Below are 19,441 nucleotides of genomic sequence, written 5' to 3'. Positions count from 1 at the left end.
CCAGTTCCTTCCACAGAGTCAGGGTTTCATGGTCATGGTCTTCCCGGTTCACCAGAACCCTGTGGCTGCCGTTCTCGTAGATAAGAATGATTACGGCATCCCCGGCCTGGACCCATTCCAGGGACTGTGCCTTGATGCGTACAACCGCCGCACTGGTGCTCCAGAGATTTTCCGTTCTTGAGGTGTCCACCCCGTTAGAAATCATCTGGGCCATAATCGCATCATTGGCCTGGCAGGCCAGCTGGTTCAGGGGGAAAGGGTTTTTTTTAAATACTGCGCCGGCCGTGCGGGAGGCAATGGTGCCCCCGGTCCGGTCCCGGCCGAATTTCCGGCTGTTCAGGCTGGTTGCCCCGTCAAAGACCCCGAGGATATTGTCCTGGATCACCAGAAAGTCTTCGTTCTGAACGGCGGTTCCCTTTTCAAGGATGGTCTGGACCTCTATTTTCGGATAATGCGTTATTTCCATTCCGATAACTATAAAAACGGAAAAAAATTATGTCAAAAAGATAATATTGATCCAGATTTGAATGTGTATATAGATATTCTATATGTCTTTTATAATATGGGACGGATATATGTTTTTAGAAAGTACTCAATGCCTGTTTTATTAAAGTGCATATGGTCGTAATAAAATTTTTTATCCTGCATGGACGATGAACAGTTGATGTAAAAGACCCCAGCTTCACGATCAGCCGTTTTCCTCAAGAAGGCATCTACCTCAGGCAGGCCGGGAAAATCGGGCATGAACAGTGGGAGCATGACATAGGTGATGGTGGCGCCATGGGTTTTCACCAGCCGATTAATGTCATCAACCACATGGCCGTAAGCGACAAAGTTGTTCTGATCATACTTTTTTAGATAATGTTTTCTTGCCTTCTCCATCTTTTCTTCATCGATTTTCTTAAGCGTACCCTCCGTGAGTCCCGGGGCTGCATAGCGGGATATCTTTTGCCAGTCCGTGACCTTAATCATCTGCAGGTAGGAAGAGAGCCGGTCCAGGGGATAACGCTCCTTGATGAGCTTTAGGAAAATGAACAGCTCAAAGGGCTCATCCCTGAGAAAGAAATCGTTGTGTTCATTGTTGATGGAAGAATAGAAAATAAACGGGTCCACCAGGTAAATAACATGGTTTGCCGTATTTCCCTGATTCAGGAAAAAAGAGAGATGAACATCCATGGGCATCAGACCGCCGCCGCCCCCTTTGGAGAGGTTGGCAACCTTCCTGCCCAGGATTCTCTCCACCATTTCATGGTTTCCATCCCGGGAAAGCACGCGGCCCCTTGAGGTTCCCAGAAAGACGACCGGATAGTGTTCGTTTTCTCCAATGACCAGCAGGTTTGACTCGCTTTCGGCATATGACAGATGGATATCCCGGTGCCGCCCTGAAAAGCCATAGAGAAGGAGTGTGAGAATAAAAAGATTCAGCACTCCGAATATCACTAATTTTATAATAAAAAGTGTTCCGTTCATTTTTTGCTTTTATCAGAACTGAAAATAAATGAATTCCTGTTTTACGCCAAACACTCCCGAAATCAATACAGACCAGAATGCAACCGTATAGATGGCCCAGCGGACCGTGAGTGGAAGATTTCCCACCAGTTCCTGGACCCATCCCCGACGTTCCCACATTTCTGCTCCAAAAAGCAACACAACCATCAAAAGCAGAAAAATAAATTGCGGGATGCCCACTACAGTGATCCCGGCCTGTTTTAAACCAAATCCGTCAATACCGATCAAAAACATTTTACGGATAATGGTAAATGCGTCCGACACCGAATTGGCCCGGAAAAAAATCCAGGCAAAAGAGATCATAGACATCGTGATGGCCACCTGTATCCCTTGATTCAGCCTGGAGGCCTTGCCCGTAAACAACCTGTCTGCCAGTCGCCTCTGGAAATGGCGTGTTGCGTTCTCCAAAATCAGTATAAAGCCATGCAAAGCGCCCCAGACGACAAATGTCCAGTTCGCCCCATGCCACAAACCGCTTATCAGAAAGGTAATAAAAATATTGTATCGCCACCGCCATATTGTCACTCTGTTTCCCCCTAACGGAACATATACATAATCCCGAAACCAGGTGGACAGGGAGATATGCCAGCGTTGCCAAAATTCGTGAAGAGACCTTGAAAAATAAGGATGCCTGAAGTTCTCCATCAGGTCATATCCTAAGACTTGAGCGCTGCCCCGGGCCATATCCGTATATCCTGAGAAATCACAGTAGATCTGGACGGTATAAAACAGGGTGGCGATAATGAGCGCAATGCCCTGATAATCCCCCACATGGTTGTAAACATGGTTAACATACACGGCAAGATGGTCGGCAATGACCATTTTCTTGACAAGTCCCCAGAGTATGAGCCGTAACCCCTGGGTGACGTTCTGATAATCAAAGGCTCGGGGCTGTTTGAATTGGGGCATCAGGTCACTGGCCCGGTTGATTGGACCCGAAAGCAACGGGGGAAAGAACGCCGTGAACAAGGCAAAAATATGTAGTTTGCGTTCCGCCGGCACCTTGTCGTTATAAACATCCAGAATATAGCCCAGGCCCTGGAATGTATAAAAGGAGATGCCCACGGGAAGGAGCAATTCAAACATGGGAATATCCTGGTGGATATTCAGTGTTCCAAGCACACCGGCGGCTGATTTGTTGAAAAAGTTGAAATATTTGAACAAAAAAAGCGTTCCGATATTTAAGAAAACACCTGCCCACATATAAGGTTTTCTTTTGTTTTTCTGGGCGGTTGACATCAGGCGCCCTAGGGTATAATTGACCAGGGTTGATCCCATGAGAATAAAAAGATATTCAATTTTTGCAAAGGAATAAAAAAAATAGCTTGATGATAAAAGCAAAACCCATCTGTACCGATGAGGGGTGAAATAGTAAAGTCCGATTAAAACAGGGAAAAAAATGGCGAATTGAAAGGAATTGAATAACACGGTTGTCCCTAAGGGGTGTTCATGTCAAATGGTCAATAAATAATTGCCGGGCCGTCTGTTTCCTTTGTTCTTTAACAACCCTGAAACCATTTTGTTTCTTTTTACGTACACTGGTGGACTATAAAGAGTCACATCGTCTGCGTCAATTGTAAAATTGACAACCACATCAATATACCGATATAATCTGCTTTGGTTCATATGATGACACGTCAACACGGATGACCCGTATAACAGATATCTACCTGAAAAGGCGAGCCTCTTGATGCAAATCCTGAAAAATTTAAATCATGCCCTGATTTCAAAAGTCATGATCATTTTTATTCTGCCTTATTTTTTATCGGTCGGATGCTATCAGGCCGGGGTGGAAAAACGAATATCCGGAGAAAAAGAAGGGCCGGCTTGTGTAGATAAAACAGCAAAAACGTGGACCCCTTCCGTATGGAAGGATTTTGTCAGGAACGGTCCCACAGGTATCCGCCTGCCCGATTTTTCAAGAGCTGGGTATGGTATGGGGGAAAAAACAATACCCGAAATAAAAAAACCGCTCTTCAATGTCACCCATGTGCGGTTCGGCGCTGTTCCCGATGACGGCAAGGAAGACACGTTGGCGATCCAGGCGGCCATTGATGCTGCGGCAGCAGCCGGGGGCGGTGTTGTATTTCTGCCCAAAGGCCGATACGACATTCATCAGACAAAAACGTCTCCCTATCTTCAAATCCGTTCTGACCGTATCGTTTTGCGGGGCCATGGATCGGGTAAAAACGGAACCGTCCTTTTCATGGGTGCGCCGGGAGAAGATGGGCGGGTCCGTCGTCTGGGAACCGTTTCAGCCGAGATAGAAGCCCGGCATCATACAGCATTAGCCGTCCTCGGCGCTGAGGAGGGTAACGAACTGGCCGCGTTTACACAAGACGTGGTCCGGGGACAAACAGATATTCGGGTGACCGATACCGGAAAATTTTTTGAAGGACAGGTGGTGACTGTCGTATGCAGCGATCCCCTCATCGACCCCGCACATCCGGAACCACATAAAGCGGATATCCCTGTGCAACTGACCACACCTTTTGCGCTCAGTTCTGTCCAGAACGATACGTTTGGGGCTTCGGTCCAGAAACTTTCCTGGATTGCCGGCATTGAAAAGATTATCGATGCCCATACCATCCGTCTGACCCGTCCGGCAAGGTTTGATCAGCCCTTACGCTATACCCCTAAAATTTTCTCTTTTAACGGAATTCACGAGATCGGCATCGAACACCTGCGCATCCAAAGCGCGTGGCCCGGCGGGTACCGTCACCACAAACCGTTCAAGGATACGGATGGAAAAATTATCCGTACCGCCAAGGAGCAGGATTATCTCTGGGGTGGCATCTGGATCAGCAGCGCAGTGAACGGATGGGTACAAGATGTGACCTTTGCCGACATGACCCAGGGAATTATCCTCAGCCAATCTGCCCAGTGGACCCTCAAGGAGCTGACATTTACAGGACAGGAAGGACATGCCGGTGTCACCATCGGCTGGGGAAACGACAACCTGGTCAAAAACGTTCAGTTCCATGCCCGGTTGGTTCATCCGGTGACGCTGACAATGACGGCATCAGGAAACGTTATCACAGAATGCACGGCACATTATGAAGGCAGAAATTTATATTCAGGCACGGACACGGCCATGGATTTTCACGGCATTTTTCCTTTTGAAAATCTATTTGAGAAAATGAAGGGGTTCTATGTCTGTCCGGGTGGAGATTTGAGCGTGATGCCCCATGCCGGTGTAAGAAACGTTTTCTGGAATATCGAGGCCCCGGCAAAGATCACCGGCTACGGAGACTATGCAAAGGATTCGTTCGTGCAAACCTATGATTTTGTAAATACCTCATCAAAAAAGCCTGAAACCATGTATGAACACTATCCCCAGGCATTTTTCATTGGTATCCACAGGCGGGGCAACCGCCCCATCACCCTGGCCGGATCAACTGAAGACCGTCACACCCGATGGATGACCGTGGAAGGATTGAACCGTCCGGGTATGGCTGTTCCTTCCCTGTACGAGCGGCAAAAAAAAGAAGCACAGTAGAAGAATAAACCTACTCAGCTCTATTTAACAGCCTGAAGTATATATCAGCCAGGAAATGCCATATTTTCTGCCTAATCTTCGACATCACCCATAGGAACAGTTATGGTAAAGAATGTGCCCTTATCCACTGTACTTGTACAACTGATTTCTCCATTCAGCTTTTTACTGACAAGGTTGAATACCAGGTGCATCCCGAGTCCGGTACCGCCGCAACCGCGTTTGGTGGTAAAAAAGGGATCAAAGATTTTTTTCTGCTGCGCTTCCGTCATACCTTTGCCGTTATCTTCATAGCGCAGAATGATTGAATGATCCTCCTTCTTAACTGTAATGGTAATCTGACCGGCTTCAATATCTTCAAATCCATGGAGAAGAGAATTCATGATAAGGTTGGTCAATACCTGAGAGAACGCCCCCGGATAACTGTTCATCTCCAAATCTTCTGGCCCATCCACATGAACCGTATGCCTGGTCTTTTTTATGCGTGGGTAGAGACTGAATAAAATCTCATCAATATACTGTTTTATGTTAAAAATTCGTTTTTCATCACTGGACTGGTCAACGGCAATCTGTTTAAACCCCGCCACCAGTTGCGCCGCACGCTTGAGATTGGAAAGGGTTATCTGGCAGGCCTCTTCACAATCTTCCATAAATTTTATAAGATCAGTTTTGGTTGCTTCACCGGCCGTGAATCGTTTTTTAAAGGCTCTGGTTGCATCGTTAAGATATGAGATGCCGGTTACCCCAATCCCAAGGGGGGTGTTAATCTCATGGGCAACGCCTGCCACCAGATCTCCAAGGGCGGCCATTTTTTCTGCCTGTACAAGTTGTTTCTCAGTCCGTTTTCTTTCTTCTATCTCTTGCTGAAGCTTGACGGTCTGTTTTTCCAGATTTTTCTGGTATGCCTCATTCTCAGCAATGAGCTTGGCGCGATCCAGCGCTTTTTCAACCGCCTGCAGCAGAATATCCATATTGAATAATGGTTTCACCAGATAATCCCAGGCACCTGCCCGAACGGCTTCAATGGCATCATTTAAAACCCCTGCGCCTGAAACAATGAGTACGGGGATTTTTCCAAATTCTTCCTTCACTGCACGGACCACTTCAAGTCCATTCATTTCGGGCATTTGCAGGTCACACAGAATGAGATCAGGTTTATGTTCCCGGATTTTTTTCAGACCGATATGGCCATTTTCTGCCTGGATAACCTCATATCCGTTATCTTCAAGAATATCCTTGAAACTATTGCGGATGACTTTCTCATCATCAATTGTGAGTATAAGCGGCGGCTTGTTCGTTAGGGTCTCTTGCATCTTAGCCTCATAAATATGAAAAAAAATTTTTATGCAAGGTTGCGGGGAGGGTGGGTCTACAGGTTAATGTCACTGGTCTATTCAACTTTTCAATCAGCAAACTTATCTCTTATCTCCAAAAAATTATCCAGATTATCAAGAAACAGATCCGTTAACAATGGATCAAAATGTTTACTCGTCTCACTTTTGAAAAGCGCAATAATTTTATCAAGGGGCCATGCCTCCTTATAACAACGCTCACTTCCCAAGGCATCAAAGACATCGGCGATGGCCGTTATTCGACCATAAATATGGATATCCGTGCCTTTCAGGCCTTTCGGATAACCCCTGCCATTCCATTTTTCATGATGCGTCAAGGCAATTATGGCACTGATACTCATCACAACCAGAGAAGATTGTTCGAGTATTTCGAATCCCCGTTTCGGATGGGTCTTCACAATATCCCATTCCTCGGGGGTCAGTTTTCCCGGTTTGGTCAAGATTGCATCGGGAATAGCAATCTTACCAATATCGTGCATCGGCGAAGCTGTTTTGATCATTTCCGCTTCTGTTTTATCCAGCCCAACCAGCAAGGCAAGCAGTTCTGAATAATGTGCCATGCGCTTCACATGGTTTCCGGTCTCCTTTGAACGGGATTCGACAACCTCACCCAACCGGTAAACCATCTCCTTCTGACTCTCAATTATTGTCTCATTGAGCTGAATATTCTCCAGCGTTACAATGAGGTTTTCAGTAAATATGTTAAGCAAATGAATATCAAGATCAGACAAGGTCTGATTCATCTGAGCAAAAAACAGAACAATCTGACTGCTGTTTGAGCAGTACATAACAAATCTGTCTTTCTCAAAAACATTCTTTTGCTCTGTGATTGCAGATAGAATTATATCCCGTTTTCCGTCTGCTAAATCAGAAATATTAATGCAGCTTAAGCCAAGAGGATTTTCCGGAGAATACACCTCCAGACAATGCTCTAAAAGGATATATCCTGTGACCTTGCAGGAAAAAATAGTGGTTTCGTCAATATTAAGAAGATCTGCCAACTGCTCAACCGTAACGCCTATAAATTCGGCCAGCGCCCCCCTTGATGAAATTCCCCTTGAGGCAACAATAAGTTTTTCCAGTCCCTTTCGATTTTTTTCCAGGGTAATGATATCACGGTAGGATCTTAACGTTGCATACATCAGGGTAAACAACTTGTTTGCGGTAAGCTCGGTTTTGGTCTTGTAGTCGTTGATATCATAGTTCTGAATGATCTCTCGTTCGGGGGCCTGCCCCGGCTGACCGGTTCTTAAAACAATCCGGGTGTTTGTATTATTGAGATCTTCCCGGATTTTTTTAACCAGCGCTAATCCTGCATGTTCAGACTCCATTACCACATCGAGTAAAACAATGGCTATATTGGGATGCTTAACGAGACATTCGAGGGCTTCTGCGGCGGAATAGGCATGGAATAATTTTAATCCCCTGTTATCAAAAGTGAAATTTTTGAGCGCCAGTGTTGTTACCTGATGAACGCCTTCCTCATCATCCACAACCAGAATCTCCCAGGGTAGATTCCTGCCGTCATTTTTCGGGATAGTCTCTTCTTCCTTTAGTATAAGTTCATCCATCATAGCTAAAGTTACCTTTAAATCGTGAACATCACTCTTTGGCAGCTTCGTCGGTAGACGAGTGCCAAACGACTATGTTCCGGCCCTGTTTTTTTGCTTTATACAGCATGTTATCGGCACATTTGAGTAAATCGATCGGGCAGCGTCCTGCTTTAGGCATTTGGGTTGCGCCGCCCGCGCTCACCGTCATATATTTACACACACTGGAATGCGAATGCGGTATGCGTAACTTTTTGATGCTCAACCGGATCTTGTCCGTTAATGTCAACGCACCTTCGGCTTCCGTTCCCGGTAAAAGCAAAACAAATTCCTCGCCCCCATAGCGGGCGACTGTGTCACAGGACCTTTTCGCGTTTTCAAAGAGTATGGCCCCCACTGCTCTTAAAGCGTCATCTCCTGCGCTATGCCCATAAGTGTCATTAAACAACTTAAAGAAATCGACATCCAACATGGCCAGGGAAAACGGATCACAGGTTCGCATGCATCTGTTCCATTCCACATTCAAGGTCTCTTCAAAGCTCCGCCTGTTGGGGATTTTCGTCAAGCCATCCAGATTGGCCATCTCTTCCAGAAGTTTTTTATGCAGGACAAAAGTAAGAATATTTTTCACACGGGCTTTGACAATCGGTGGATGAAAGGGTTTGCTGATATAGTCCAGGGCACCGAGCAACAAGCCCTTTTCTTCATTTTCCAGAGAGTCCAGGGTCGTGACGAAGACAATGGGAATGTTTCTTGTCCATTCCTGCGACTTGAGTCGACGGCAAACCTCATAACCGTCCATTTCGGGCATATTGACATCAAGCAGAATCAGGTCCGGAGATTCGGTTTTAATCCGCTCAAGGGCCTGGGTGCCGCTTTTGGCGGGCAGAACATGATACTCTGCCTTAAGTAGATCATTGAGTACGATAAGGTTGGCGCGTTCGTCATCGACAATCAATATGGTCTGCTTCTTTTTATCGGATGCCATCCTTATAAATTTCCTGAAACAATGCCCGTCAACTTCTTCAGGGTGCTCAACGCCTTATCGAATTCAAAATTTTCAAGATGGGTTCTAATTTTAGACACTGTAACACCTCCACCGGCCTGTATCAACGAATCATTTATATCATCCAGATAATCCTCTGCTTCGAAAGTGCCCTCCTGGATGAGTGCGCTCAATTTTGTCAGGCTCTCCATCAGCTTTTCCCGGTCCATGGAGTTTCTTATAGCTTCGGGCTGGGGCAGATCTTTAATAAAGGATTCAATTGCCTTCAGCACAACAGCCAATGCCCTCCCAAATTCGGAAAATAGGTTTGAAGATATGGATATGCCATTTTTACGCAAGTCCATTTCAAACTTTTTTGTCGCTTTAAATAAATCTAACGCACCAATATTCCCGGAAACCCCCTTTATCGAATGGGCTATCCTGGTCAGTTCCTCAGTCTTCCCGTTTTCCAGGCAGGTCTTGATCTGAGGTAGTGCCTCTTTATAATTTGAATGGAAACTTTTTAACAGCTTTATATAGACTCGGGTATTTCCGCCGACATGATAAAGCCCCTGATTAACATCCACACCGGGTATTGCCGGAATCTGGATTAACGCTTCTGCTGGCGCGTCAGTATCCGTCAATGACCTTCCACCGCGGTCGCCAGGCTTGATCCAGCGCAGCAGCGCTGCAAAAAGCTTTTCAGGCTGTATTGGTTTTGTCAAGTGGTCGTTCATACCCGCTTCTATGCTTTTCTCGCGGTCTCCGGCCATGGCGTGGGCGGTCATAGCCAAAATAGGCAGGTCTTTGAAGCGCTCATCCTCCCGGATCATTCGGGTTGCCGTAATGCCGTCCACTACAGGCATCTGGATATCCATAAGAACAAGATCGAACGTTTGCGATTTTACAGCGTTAACGCCTTGTTCGCCGTTATCTGCCACTGTTACGTTCATACCGGCCTGTTTGAGGAGTTCCACGGCCACTTCCCGGTTAATGGCATTGTCCTCCACTAACAGAATTCGCGCACCACGTATCGGTGCCAGGCGTGAAGTTTCAATCCGGCGTCCTTTTTTTGAAATGGCACCCGTAGCTGAATCGTTGAATATTCCGATAATGGTATCAAATAGCTGGGATTGACTGACGGGTTTAATCAGAAAGCCATCCATACCGACATCATCAGCCGCCCGGGACACATCCTCACGTCGATAGGCCGTCACCATCAGTACGAAGGGAATATGTCTCAAGTCTCTATGCGCTTTTATCAGTTTGGTCGTTTCAATGCCATCCAGCCCCGGCATATTCCAATCAATAATGACCAGGTCATAGGGACGCTTCTCCTCTGAAGAGGCAATTATTTTTTTCAACGCCTCTTTGCCGCCGGATGCCGTCTCCACATTAAAGGATGATGAGTCCAGAACGCAAAACAAAAACTGGCGGGCCGTCGGGTTGTCGTCAACAACCAGCACACGCATTCCATGGAGCGTTTTGAGAAGCTTCAGGGTCGATGATGACAACGTGTTCTTCTTGCTCAGTTCACAGCAGATCGTAAAATGAAAGGCGCTGCCTTTCCCTTTTTCGCTCTCCACCCAGATGTTTCCTCCCATCATTTCCACAATACGCTTGCAGATGGTCAGGCCCAGGCCGGTTCCGCCATATTTTCTGCTGATCGAACCATCCGCCTGGGTGAAGGCCTGGAACAATAACCCGATTTCATCCCGGGTCATGCCGATACCGGTATCGCGAACGGTAAAATGAAGCTCTGCTCGACCGTCCACTTGACGATCAACAGCGACCAGTATGGCGATCTCGCCCTGATCCGTAAATTTAACGGCATTGTTGGTCAGGTTGGTGATCACCTGTCCAAGACGAAGGGGGTCGCCGATTAGATTCTGGGGCACATCCGGGGCGGTTGAAAAAACAACCTCCAGCGCCTTCTCTTCGGCCGCCTGCATGACAAGGTTGGCAACGCCGTCCAGCACGTTGTCCAGGCGAAAATCGATATTTTCTATCTCCAGCTTACCAGCCTCTATCTTGGAGTAGTCAAGGATATCATTGATAATCCTCAAAAGATTCTGGGTCGAAGCCAGAATTTTATTGAGATAGTTGCGCTGCACAGGATTGAGGTCTGTATTGAGGGCCAACTGCGTCATGCCGGTGATGGCGTTCATGGGTGTCCGTATTTCATGGGACATATTGGCCAGGAATTCACTTTTGGCATGGGTGGCTTGTTCTGCTTCTTCTTTGGCGGACTTCAACGCCTCGTTGGTATTGAGCAATTCCGATGTCCGTTGAGCCACCTTCTGTTCTAATGTCTTTGAATATTCCTCAATTTGTTTTTGGGCTTGTCGAAGTTCCGCTGTTTTATCTTCAATTTTTTTTGCCAAGGCTTGTTCTTTTTTTGCCATTTGCAGGTAGCGAATTTTTTTAATTTCATCTTCAATGGTTTTTTTCGAAGGGGAAATTTTTAACTCTGCATATGGTTTATCCTGGTCATAATAGCAAATAACATCTGCCCAGCATCGGGTGTTAAAGGCATGACTGAATATTCCAATAATCTTTCCCTGCAAAAAAGGGCATCCCCAGCGTTCTTCAGCAGGAAGATTCCTTTGCATGCTTATTTCCCATGAATTATGTACGATCACTGTTGCTTTTTTGTCTTCATTATTAAACTCGGGCATTTCAAAAATACCCCACCCCGCAGTTGAAACTGCTTGTCCCCATGCCAGAAAACCAGTTTCAAAAGTGTTGCCCAGAGTTGAGATCATTGCGTGATAATCTTCACCGGTGCCAAGACTTGATGAATAAGCTATAAGCAACCGAAATAAATCAGGTCCAATTTCTTTAGCCAGCGGCGATAACATTCGTACCAGAGAAGGATCTGTCCAGAAAAGAGCCGAATCCATACCGAAAAAGGACAAATTACCATTTTTCAGATCCCAAACAATTGGCGTCTTATTTAATTCAAGGTCAATTCTGTTGTCGTATTGCGATGGTCTGATTACAAAATTTGATTGCTGTTCTTCCTTAGCCATATTTACATCCTCAACAGCCTGATTTAAGTTATGGAGTTGCTTTTTCTCAACCAAAGTATGAAAGCTAATTTTGGGGTTTAAGGTTATCCGGGTTTCGCCAGCACAGGGGGTCCGACGCCAGAAGATCTCCTGTGACCTGGAAGGCTGCGCCCCGGCACCCGTAACAGATGTCATTTTTTTCACAGGTGCGGCAGTATCCTTTGATGGTTTGCCGGTGATTTTTCAGCAGGCGAAGTTCGCGGGAATGGTCCAGAATATCCTTAAGGCGGGTTTCCCGTATGTTGCCTATGGATTTTGTAATCCCCACACAGGGTTGGACATTGCCGATGGAGGTGACGGTGCAGGAAAACTGGTGCCGCATGCACTGGTTACCCATGAGCGGCGGCTGGGGATCCCATTCAATGCCGTAGCATTCCCGGTCAACGGCACATATTTCCTCGAACACCACTTTGAGTTCCAGGGGTGAAAGTTCAAGGGAGGTATTGTTTTTTGCCTGGCCCTGGGGGGTAATGATTTCAAAATAGGGCGCCATGTTGTTGTCCCTGATCCAGGTCCACAAGTTAATCAGTTCATCCCGGTTCTGGCGGCAGATAATGGTGCTCAAGGCCAGGAACGCATCTTTGGCGGGATAGCCTGCCGCTTTAAGGTTGCCAAGGGCATTGTGGATAATATGAAACGCCCCTTTTTTACCTGCAAGGGCATCCTGTCTGGCCTCATCAAAGGAGTTCATTTTCAGGACAACCCTTACCCCGGCTGCGCGAAGTTCCCGCGAAAAATCAGGGGTAATGCCGGTACCGTTGGTAAAGATCTCTGTTTCAAGATGATGGCTTTTTAAAAATTCAATGACCTCCCGGATATGGGGGTAGATGCTGGGCTCTCCGCCCAGCAGAATAATTTTCCCGGCCCCAAGTGCTTTGGCCTGGATAACGACCTCAAATATTTCGTCCAGACTGAGTTCATTATCAAAATATGCGTCATGGGGCACATAGCAGTAGCTGCAGCGAAAATTGCACCGCAGGCTTAACTCAATCTCCATGGAGAGAAGCCGATTGCCGGATACTGCGCGATCAATTTTTTGTTTGGAAAATTCAAAGTTTCCGGCACAACCAATATTGTGACTGGTACAGATATTCATGGGGACACCTTTGCGACAAACCAGACGGTTTCCGGATTGTTACCGGATATTTGGGTATGTTCCATCCTGAAATCCGTTTCGTTGATAAGATCTGTGATGGCTTGCACAGACAGGTAATGGGGAACCACCCCTTTTAATTTCAGTTTCAGCGCTTCAATGATCCAGACCCGTGTTGGCTTTCCGGCCGGTGGGATGATGGCCCTGATAATCAGGACACCGTCGGGAGCCATGGTTGCCCTGATTCTTTTTAGGGTCAACCTGAATTCATCTGGTGTTAAAAAATGGGACATGTCCAGCATCAGGGCCATGTGGACCGGTTCTGAAACAGCGGGAAGATCCGGCGCACTGCCCAGCGCAACACTTCCCCGGTCTGATATAGCCATGGCACTGATGCGTTGGCTTTCGGGATCCGGCTCCAGGCCGAATATACGGGCATGGGGAAATCGTTCAAGAAGAAAGCAGGCCGGCACCCCGAGCCCTGTGCCGATGTCCATGATCCGGGAAACCTTGTCCCTGCCTGCCAAAATCCCGGGCAGCTCCCTGAACATGGGGTCCAGTTGCAGTTTAAAACGGGCGAACATTCTGGGATATGCCTCGGCCGTGCGGTACCTGGCAAGAATCCGGGATGGAACCGGTGTGCCCGTTTCCTGGTTCTGATCCTCCTGGGGTTCCGGCAATGAACCTTTGCCCCGGGGCGATTCTGCGGTTTGTAAAATAAAATAGCGGCGCAGCAGGGGCGGCATAATCAAAAAAGCGCCCCCAAGGCAAAAGCCGATGCCCAGAAGGGAGGCAAGGCCGGCACTTTGCAAAAGCGAATGGGTTGCCATACACATCACTCCGAATCCGATCATGGTGGAAACGCCTGCCATGAATACGGCCAGGCGTATCAGTTCGACCGATGGATGGGATTCGTCACGGTATCGCTGGTAGGCGCGCACAAAAAACAGGGAAAAGTCAATGCCGATGCCGAATACGATAATGGAGAGCATCAGCGCGGGAATATCAAGGTTGTGTCCTAACAGTTTCATGGTGCCGAGGGTGCAGATAAAGGCAAAAAAGACCGGCAGCATGGTGATGATGGTGAGTCTGATGTCCAGAAAAAAGATAAAAAGCAGGATCAGGACCGCCCCTGCAATGATGAAGAACATTTTGGTAAAGGTGGCGTACAAAATGGCACCTAATGTGTCGGAAAAAAGCTGGGGCTCAAACACGGTGGCAATGCTGCTGAAGGCGTCATAGAAACTTTTTTCATCCACATCCGGGTTGCGCATAAGGCTTGTGCTCCAGATCCAGTGACCGCCGTTCTCTCTGGGTTGAGAGATGCCCATCATGGAATAAAGGGCCTGGGGAATTGCCACGGGTCCGTCCGGAAGGTTGGCCGGGGCAAGCAGGCTTAAAAACGGGTCAAAGGCATCCCGGGTAAAACCGAGCCGGTCTGCCTCCCGGGCCAAGGTCTGTTTGAGGGCCGTGACCCGTTGATCACCCCAGAACTGTACCCAGGCCTGATAGTTCTCCTGTTTTTTTGCCTCCCCCGGGAAGATCATTGAAAGTATTGTGCCCGAGGCCGGAACACCTTGGGTCTGAACGGCAGAGACCCTGTCTGACAGCCGGTCGCTTAAATCCTGAAGCTTTTTGACAGAATCGGCAGTCAGCATGAGATGGGACTTGCCTGTAAATCCTTTGCCCCAGGTCTCATAGAATGCTGTATCCGCATCCCTGGTTTCCCGGCTCACCGTACTCATGGCGGACAGATCCACATGAAAGACCGGCCAGGCAAACCACACCAGGACCAGTGTCAGCGCCAGGGCAAACCAGGCGCCGCAGTTGCCGGGAAGAATCAGGGTATTGACCAGCCCTTTCAGGGGAAGCCTCCGGGATTTTGCCGGCCGAAGCATGGGCACGATCCTTGGGAACAGGGAATGAATAAAGACAAAGGAGAATCCCATGCCAAGGGCGGTAAACTTCCCGAGCTCTTCAAGAATTTTAAAATCGCTCATCCCCAGGGAGAGAAAGGCGCATACCGTGGTCAGGGTGGCGATCAGACCCACGGCCCGCACTTCCGTGGAGGCCTGTTTGCCAAATGTTTTTTGGGGCTGGTCCAGAAACAGCAGGTAGGTAATGCCGTGGTCTATGGTGATGGAGATGATGGCTCCGCCAAAGCCCAGAACGATCAGGGAGATACTGTCATATAACAGGGAATAGGTAAAAAGGCCCGCAATGGTGCCGAACATGGCCGGAACCAGGGCCAAAAGCCCGATCCATGGCCGGGGAAAGGCCAGAAACAGCAGAAGGGTGATGGCTGCCGTGGCAATGAGGATGGCGTTTTGGACATCATGTTTGATTATTTTTTCATTGTCATAGGCGGCCTTGAATGCCCCTACGGAGGTGAGTACGGCATGCTCATCCGGCCGGGAAAACGCTGTTTGGGCAAGGGTCTGGACGGCATGGATCAGATCCATGGTCCGGGTGGCAAATTTTGAGTCCGTGCCCGAGCCTTTGGGGGTGGCCATGATCAGGCAATGCCGTGAATCCCGGGACAGAAGTTTGCCTTGGTAAAAGTTGAATTCATCAACCGGTGCCAGGGATTTCAGCCTTGCCAGTACAATGTTTTTCAACCCGAGGGGGTCAAGGGCTATGAATTCGGATGTGCCCACTTCCTCAAGGCTTAAGAGGCGGTCATGGGTTTGGGAGAGCGTCTCCCGGACGGCGTCAGGCGAGAGCAGGGGACGGATCTGGTTTTCAAGCTGGGTGCGGGTGAATTGAAAGGGCAGGGTTTTTACCACCTGGGTGATCAGTTCCGGCATGATCTCCTGGTAGTGATCCATTCCCACACGGCTGAACAGTCCGGAGGCCCAAAGTTGTTCTTCCACCATGGCGGCAAGTTTGACCAGCCGTTCCGGATCACGGGTGCCAAGGCTTGCACTGATAATGACCTGGTCCTGGAGGGGATGGTGGTCAAAAAAATCAAGGGCGTCATGGATCACCCGGTTGTGTGTCGGAAGCGATGCCGTGATATCCGTTTCCACATAAAGCCTTTGGAAACTGACAAAGAGCATGAAGGCCGCGGCAAGGATCGTGATGATCAACAGACCGATGTTCAGCTGTTTGTCGCCTTTTTCTGAATTTACCATAGGCACACCACAAGACCTGCGAGAACCGCTACATGACCGACAATGATCATCAGGCGGTGGGCATAAAAAAATTCGTTCATCAGCTGGATAAATCCAAGGCCGCCAAAACAACGCCGGAACCTGTCCAGGCCGCGGCAGGCATCATTGTCTGTTTCTGCATTGCTCTGGAAGGCAAAAAAAGGCGTTATTCCCAAATAGTCGTCACAAAGGTTTTTGAGCATCACGTCATAGGGTATCCCGCGCCAGGGCTGTCTTGCGATCTTTTTGCCAAAGGCGCGGCTGACGGCATAGGCATGGGTCAATGCCTGATACCTGATCTTTTTTACCCCTGGATTACCGGTTTTTGAACTGCCCCTGATCAGACATCCGAAAAAAAACAGGGTCCAGGTGCTGCAGGTTGACAGCTGTGTAACGGCTGCGCTTAAAATCTTGGGGGTATACCGGTGAATTACCACGTCATCCTCAAATACGACCCATTGTTGTGCCCCGGCATCAATGGCTTTTTCCATGCATAGAAGGTGGGACGCAAAGATGCCCCGGCAGGGATCATTGTGATCTTTCTCCACCAGGACAAATTCCACACGCTTCAGAATGCCCATGCGTGAAAATTCAAGCCTGGTCCGTTCCCGGCGGTCAGTACGATCCCGAAGCGAGATGCAGTACAGCCTGTCAAAAAAGGCCCAGGGGGTTTCAGTTTCAGGTGTCATGGCGCATCATTCGCTTTTTTTTTGAAACCTCCATAGGTTGATACCCGGGTACAAGGGCAAGCAGGTTGCTGCGGTGATTGAGTACGATAAACCCCATACACACAATCACCCCGGCAATTGCCATAAAATCGGGTCGGCAAGCTCGGGTAAGGCCCATGCCGATGATGGCCACAAGCACCATGGAACCGGCAAAAGGCAGCCGGAAAAAAAGATATCCTGCACACCAGCCGGCAAGGGACAGCATTGTAAATACAGGAGTAAGAAACAGGGAAAAGCCGATCAAATGGGCAACGCCTTTGCCCCCTTTAAATCCGTGGAAACATGGGAACCGGTTCCCCAGAAGCAGAAAAAATCCAACCCAAAGGAGTGCGGGCACAGACAGAAACCGGGATGCCGCCGCCGACATCACAAACGCTTTGCCCACATCGGTTATGAGGACAAATCCGGCCCATTTCAGCCCCAGGATTCTGTAAACATTGGTGGTCCCGGCGTTTTTGCTGAACAGGGTCCGGGGATCTTTTGTTGTTTTCACCTGCAGCATAAGGATGGAAGCGTTCAATGAGCCTGCGGCATAGGCAATCAGGCAGAAAAGTATGAACATCAGTGGATGCCCTCCCTGATCCATGCCGGAGGGGTGATGGTCCCGCCGCTGACATCTCTCATCATTGCCCCGGATACGGCTTCACACAGATCGCCCTGGTTGTCGGTAATCCATATGTCAAACCCCAGGGTTCCGTGGGTTTGATATTGGGGGATGACCCGGGCAGTATAATCCTGATGTTCAACCGTGGGTTTGTAAATGATCCGTTTATCAAACCCCACCGGAAAGGCCACAACGCCGAAAAACCGCTGGCTCCAGACACAGCCGGCATGGAAGGCTCCATCCAGGGGAAATCCTGATCCCAGCATGGTTTTAAATGGATCATCCGGATCATCGGGCATCGCTTTCAGTGTTGCATACGCGCCGGACCGGGCAAGCCGCAATTCATCCTTAATGGAGTGAAAGGCCGGCCCGAATGGAACCAGTTCACGGTATATGAAATCGGTTGCCACCTTGAACACGGGCTCTTCACATTCATGAACATGGACTGGGGAGAGGTTTGGGACAGGTTCTGTTTTGGCGTAGAAGGTAGCCGTGCAATGCTCCCGGATTCTTGTCATTGCACCGTTTTTTGTGGAAAACCGGGTGGCCAGGGATAGCGAAATCCGCGTATCGTCCATGGGGCGGATATTGCACAGCGCGTCAATGGTCTCCTGGCCCGGTTCAAGCACAAGAAATTTATTGAACCGTGCATCCGCCATATGCCCCGGGGCAAAGGCGGAAGTGAAAAAAATCGCGCTCCCCGATTAAGCCGGCCAGGACCTTTAACGCCTCCACAGCCGGAAAAACCACCTTGCCTGCAAAACAATGGTCCATGAAGTGGGGATAAACGGCTATGGTTAACGGAACCTGGGTAAAGGAGCTGTCCATCTCAGGTTCTGCTTGGCGGGTCTACAAATTTCAGGCTCAGGTTTTCCCCTTTTTCATACCCCATCACCCATACGGCCAGATAGGTATCCACATAATCCAGCCAGGCCTTGAAGGTTTCAGGATCAATCGCGTGTCTGAAAAGTCTTGCCGTGACAACGGCACTGCCGGCCGCGTAGTGGCGGCAGTCCGCACAATCGGTATCCGGCACACAGCATGCCGCGCTTCTGTCCCAGGTCAGATCTGCCCTGTATTGTCTGAATGTTTTACCCAGGCCCACATCTTCATGGGGATTCATTCTCGGATAAGAACATTGAAAAAGATCGTGCAGGGCCATCTCATGGGTATGGGCAAGGATGTTATAGTGGGAGAAGAGCAGATGCTCAGGATAGGTTTCAAGCATCTCAAGCATGATCTCCCTGGTTTTTGCCAGTGTCTGCCGGTTGTGCCGCAGGTCTCCATCATATCCCACCGGCGCGGAAAACATATTAAAGGTGAAGCGGCAGCCGTTTTCCGCAAGGATGGGGGCCACATCCCGTATCTCATCAATGTTGCTGCTGGTAAAGGTGTAGACAAATACGGCCCTGGGATCGTCTTTGTAGTTTTTGATCTGTTTTTCAAGCATGTGATCGGCCCTGCGAACGGCCTGGCTTGTCCGGTCATTGCCCCACACCGAGATGTGAATCCTGTAGCCCACACCCTCCGGTATGAATTTTAACCCATTGGATGCGATGGCGCCCAAAGGAATTTCCCGGTAACAGGTCTGCAAAAGTTCGGGAACCAGGGCTGGCTCAGCCCCTGCCAGCACAACAAAGGTGATGCCCCGTTCCTTTTCTTTAACCATCAGTTCCTGCCATGCGTCAGGATCGTTATTCCCGGTGACAAACTGTTTGTCGCCTTCATAAAAATAACAGCCTTCACACCGGATATTGCAGCGGTTGGTCATGTCATAGGTGGATTCCCTTAGGAAAAAGTACTTTTTTACCCGCTGCCATCGGCTGCGAATCACCGGATCGGACAGAATATCTGAGAATTTCCAATGTGTTTGCATAGAGGGTTTTATATATAAAACCCTC

14 protein-coding genes and 1 pseudogene are annotated in these 19,441 nt (G+C 48.6%); 1 reads left to right on the top strand and 14 read right to left on the bottom strand.

The annotated features are described in order from the left end of the window. The 3 genes and pseudogenes from B3D59_RS09610 to B3D59_RS09600 all read right to left on the bottom strand — a co-directional run. Positions 1-466: pseudogene (locus B3D59_RS09610) on the bottom strand (hypothetical protein); the annotation flags it as partial. 89 nt (positions 467-555) lie between these two features. Next, entirely contained in the window at positions 556-1,470 is a 915-nt protein-coding gene (locus B3D59_RS09605; protein WP_286819345.1) for a hypothetical protein, read from the bottom strand. A gap of 12 nt (positions 1,471-1,482) precedes the next feature. Continuing rightward, positions 1,483-2,850: an MBOAT family O-acyltransferase gene (locus B3D59_RS09600; RefSeq protein WP_286819343.1), complete on the bottom strand. Its 1,368-nt coding sequence runs from the start codon at positions 2,848-2,850 to the stop codon at positions 1,483-1,485. Between the two features lie 349 nt (positions 2,851-3,199). Between B3D59_RS09600 and B3D59_RS09595 the strand changes: the two genes are divergently transcribed. Further along, complete coding sequence (locus tag B3D59_RS09595; protein WP_286819342.1) at positions 3,200-5,008, top strand: glycosyl hydrolase family 28-related protein; 1,809 nt, start codon at positions 3,200-3,202, stop codon at positions 5,006-5,008. A 71-nt stretch (positions 5,009-5,079) separates the two neighbouring features. Here the strand turns inward: B3D59_RS09595 and B3D59_RS09590 are convergent, their stop codons facing one another. The 11 genes from B3D59_RS09590 to B3D59_RS09540 all read right to left on the bottom strand — a co-directional run. Further along, positions 5,080-6,318 (bottom strand): response regulator, encoded by a 1,239-nt coding sequence (locus tag B3D59_RS09590; RefSeq protein WP_286819340.1) that lies wholly within the window; start codon positions 6,316-6,318, stop codon positions 5,080-5,082. A gap of 89 nt (positions 6,319-6,407) precedes the next feature. Then, positions 6,408-7,931, bottom strand: coding sequence for an HD domain-containing phosphohydrolase (locus B3D59_RS09585; RefSeq protein WP_286819339.1), 1,524 nt, complete (start codon positions 7,929-7,931; stop codon positions 6,408-6,410). A gap of 28 nt (positions 7,932-7,959) precedes the next feature. Further along, on the bottom strand, positions 7,960-8,895 hold the full coding sequence (locus B3D59_RS09580) for a diguanylate cyclase (RefSeq protein ID WP_286819338.1): 936 nt from the start codon (positions 8,893-8,895) through the stop codon (positions 7,960-7,962). 2 nt (positions 8,896-8,897) lie between these two features. Beyond that, positions 8,898-11,924: a response regulator gene (locus tag B3D59_RS09575; protein WP_286819337.1), complete on the bottom strand. Its 3,027-nt coding sequence runs from the start codon at positions 11,922-11,924 to the stop codon at positions 8,898-8,900. A gap of 64 nt (positions 11,925-11,988) precedes the next feature. Then, positions 11,989-13,059 carry a radical SAM/SPASM domain-containing protein gene (locus B3D59_RS09570; protein ID WP_286819336.1) on the bottom strand — a complete coding sequence of 357 codons (1,071 nt, stop codon included), beginning with the start codon at positions 13,057-13,059 and terminating at the stop codon, positions 11,989-11,991. After that, positions 13,056-16,190: an MMPL family protein gene (locus tag B3D59_RS09565; RefSeq protein ID WP_286819333.1), complete on the bottom strand. Its 3,135-nt coding sequence runs from the start codon at positions 16,188-16,190 to the stop codon at positions 13,056-13,058. The genes B3D59_RS09570 and B3D59_RS09565 overlap by 4 nt, the downstream gene beginning before the upstream one ends. After that, on the bottom strand, positions 16,184-16,897 hold the full coding sequence (locus B3D59_RS09560; protein WP_286819332.1) for a glycosyltransferase: 714 nt from the start codon (positions 16,895-16,897) through the stop codon (positions 16,184-16,186). The genes B3D59_RS09565 and B3D59_RS09560 overlap by 7 nt, the downstream gene beginning before the upstream one ends. Continuing rightward, complete coding sequence (locus B3D59_RS09555; protein WP_286819331.1) at positions 16,887-17,498, bottom strand: glycerol-3-phosphate acyltransferase; 612 nt, start codon at positions 17,496-17,498, stop codon at positions 16,887-16,889. The genes B3D59_RS09560 and B3D59_RS09555 overlap by 11 nt, the downstream gene beginning before the upstream one ends. Further along, positions 17,498-18,199 carry a polyketide synthase dehydratase domain-containing protein gene (locus B3D59_RS09550; protein WP_286819330.1) on the bottom strand — a complete coding sequence of 234 codons (702 nt, stop codon included), beginning with the start codon at positions 18,197-18,199 and terminating at the stop codon, positions 17,498-17,500. The genes B3D59_RS09555 and B3D59_RS09550 overlap by 1 nt, the downstream gene beginning before the upstream one ends. Beyond that, positions 18,177-18,368, bottom strand: coding sequence for a hypothetical protein (locus tag B3D59_RS09545; RefSeq protein WP_286819328.1), 192 nt, complete (start codon positions 18,366-18,368; stop codon positions 18,177-18,179). The genes B3D59_RS09550 and B3D59_RS09545 overlap by 23 nt, the downstream gene beginning before the upstream one ends. A gap of 1 nt (position 18,369) precedes the next feature. Next, positions 18,370-19,441 (bottom strand): hypothetical protein (locus B3D59_RS09540; RefSeq protein ID WP_286819327.1); only part of this gene is annotated, 1,072 nt, incomplete at its 5' end.

Origin of the sequence: Desulfobacter sp. UBA2225 (assembly GCF_002348205.1) — a bacterium.
GTDB lineage: Bacteria > Desulfobacterota > Desulfobacteria > Desulfobacterales > Desulfobacteraceae > Desulfobacter > Desulfobacter postgatei.
This window is presented reverse-complemented; position numbering and strand designations above follow the sequence as displayed.

Coding starts and splice junctions, on each gene's coding strand:
- B3D59_RS09605 (WP_286819345.1), bottom strand. CDS start 1,470: ATGAACGGAACACTTTTTATTATAAAATTAGTGATATTCGGAGTGCTG.
- B3D59_RS09595 (WP_286819342.1), top strand. CDS start 3,200: ATGCAAATCCTGAAAAATTTAAATCATGCCCTGATTTCAAAAGTCATG.
- B3D59_RS09590 (WP_286819340.1), bottom strand. CDS start 6,318: ATGCAAGAGACCCTAACGAACAAGCCGCCGCTTATACTCACAATTGAT.
- B3D59_RS09585 (WP_286819339.1), bottom strand. CDS start 7,931: ATGATGGATGAACTTATACTAAAGGAAGAAGAGACTATCCCGAAAAAT.
- B3D59_RS09580 (WP_286819338.1), bottom strand. CDS start 8,895: ATGGCATCCGATAAAAAGAAGCAGACCATATTGATTGTCGATGACGAA.
- B3D59_RS09575 (WP_286819337.1), bottom strand. CDS start 11,924: ATGGCTAAGGAAGAACAGCAATCAAATTTTGTAATCAGACCATCGCAA.
- B3D59_RS09570 (WP_286819336.1), bottom strand. CDS start 13,059: ATGAATATCTGTACCAGTCACAATATTGGTTGTGCCGGAAACTTTGAA.
- B3D59_RS09565 (WP_286819333.1), bottom strand. CDS start 16,190: ATGGTAAATTCAGAAAAAGGCGACAAACAGCTGAACATCGGTCTGTTG.
- B3D59_RS09560 (WP_286819332.1), bottom strand. CDS start 16,897: ATGACACCTGAAACTGAAACCCCCTGGGCCTTTTTTGACAGGCTGTAC.
- B3D59_RS09555 (WP_286819331.1), bottom strand. CDS start 17,498: ATGTTCATACTTTTCTGCCTGATTGCCTATGCCGCAGGCTCATTGAAC.
- B3D59_RS09550 (WP_286819330.1), bottom strand. CDS start 18,199: ATGGCGGATGCACGGTTCAATAAATTTCTTGTGCTTGAACCGGGCCAG.
- B3D59_RS09545 (WP_286819328.1), bottom strand. CDS start 18,368: ATGGACAGCTCCTTTACCCAGGTTCCGTTAACCATAGCCGTTTATCCC.